The sequence below is a fragment of the Klebsiella sp. C360 genome (genome assembly GCF_048822415.1).
Taxonomy (GTDB): Bacteria; Pseudomonadota; Gammaproteobacteria; order Enterobacterales; family Enterobacteriaceae; genus Klebsiella; species Klebsiella quasipneumoniae.
On record NZ_JBMEZZ010000047.1, the window covers coordinates 1 to 2,096 of the forward strand.

Below are 2,096 nucleotides of genomic sequence, written 5' to 3' on the forward strand. Positions count from 1 at the left end.
CCGGCGATGTCCGAATGGGGAAACCCAGTGCAATTCGTTGCACTATCGTTAACTGAATACATAGGTTAACGAGGCGAACCGGGGGAACTGAAACATCTAAGTACCCCGAGGAAAAGAAATCAACCGAGATTCCCCCAGTAGCGGCGAGCGAACGGGGAGCAGCCCAGAGTCTGAATCAGCTTGTGTGTTAGTGGAACGGTCTGGAAAGTCCGACGGTACAGGGTGATAGTCCCGTACACCAAAATGCACAGGTTGTGAACTCGAAGAGTAGGGCGGGACACGTGGTATCCTGTCTGAATATGGGGGGACCATCCTCCAAGGCTAAATACTCCTGACTGACCGATAGTGAACCAGTACCGTGAGGGAAAGGCGAAAAGAACCCCGGCGAGGGGAGTGAAAAAGAACCTGAAACCGTGTACGTACAAGCAGTGGGAGCACCTTCGGGTGTGACTGCGTACCTTTTGTATAATGGGTCAGCGACTTATATTCTGTAGCAAGGTTAACCGTATAGGGGAGCCGCAGGGAAACCGAGTCTTAACTGGGCGTTAAGTTGCAGGGTATAGACCCGAAACCCGGTGATCTAGCCATGGGCAGGTTGAAGGTTGGGTAACACTAACTGGAGGACCGAACCGACTAATGTTGAAAAATTAGCGGATGACTTGTGGCTGGGGGTGAAAGGCCAATCAAACCGGGAGATAGCTGGTTCTCCCCGAAAGCTATTTAGGTAGCGCCTCGTGAACTCATCTTCGGGGGTAGAGCACTGTTTCGGCTAGGGGGTCATCCCGACTTACCAACCCGATGCAAACTACGAATACCGAAGAATGTTATCACGGGAGACACACGGCGGGTGCTAACGTCCGTCGTGAAGAGGGAAACAACCCAGACCGCCAGCTAAGGTCCCAAAGTCATGGTTAAGTGGGAAACGATGTGGGAAGGCACAGACAGCCAGGATGTTGGCTTAGAAGCAGCCATCATTTAAAGAAAGCGTAATAGCTCACTGGTCGAGTCGGCCTGCGCGGAAGATGTAACGGGGCTAAACCATGCACCGAAGCTGCGGCAGCGACACGATGTGTTGTTGGGTAGGGGAGCGTTCTGTAAGCCTGCGAAGGTGACCTGTGAGGGTTGCTGGAGGTATCAGAAGTGCGAATGCTGACATAAGTAACGATAAAGCGGGTGAAAAGCCCGCTCGCCGGAAGACCAAGGGTTCCTGTCCAACGTTAATCGGGGCAGGGTGAGTCGACCCCTAAGGCGAGGCCGAAAGGCGTAGTCGATGGGAAACAGGTTAATATTCCTGTACTTGGTGTTACTGCGAAGGGGGGACGGAGAAGGCTATGTTAGCCGGGCGACGGTTGTCCCGGTTTAAGCATGTAGGCTGGTTATCCAGGCAAATCCGGATAATCAAGGCTGAGGTGTGATGACGAGGCACTACGGTGCTGAAGTAACAAATGCCCTGCTTCCAGGAAAAGCCTCTAAGCATCAGGTAACATCAAATCGTACCCCAAACCGACACAGGTGGTCAGGTAGAGAATACCAAGGCGCTTGAGAGAACTCGGGTGAAGGAACTAGGCAAAATGGTGCCGTAACTTCGGGAGAAGGCACGCTGGTGTGTAGGTGAAGTCCCTGCGGATGGAGCTGAGACCAGTCGAAGATACCAGCTGGCTGCAACTGTTTATTAAAAACACAGCACTGTGCAAACACGAAAGTGGACGTATACGGTGTGACGCCTGCCCGGTGCCGGAAGGTTAATTGATGGGGTTATCCGTAAGGAGAAGCTCTTGATCGAAGCCCCGGTAAACGGCGGCCGTAACTATAACGGTCCTAAGGTAGCGAAATTCCTTGTCGGGTAAGTTCCGACCTGCACGAATGGCGTAATGATGGCCAGGCTGTCTCCACCCGAGACTCAGTGAAATTGAACTCGCTGTGAAGATGCAGTGTACCCGCGGCAAGACGGAAAGACCCCGTGAACCTTTACTATAGCTTGACACTGAACATTGAGCCTTGATGTGTAGGATAGGTGGGAGGCTTTGAAGCGTGGACGCCAGTCTGCGTGGAGCCAACCTTGAAATACCACCCTTTAATGTTTGATGTTCTAACGT

Annotated in this window: 1 rRNA gene; it reads left to right on the forward strand. The window is 52.5% G+C overall.

The window, feature by feature from the left end:
* A 23S ribosomal RNA gene (locus ACOI7D_RS27725) occupies nt 1-2,096 on the forward strand; the annotation flags it as partial.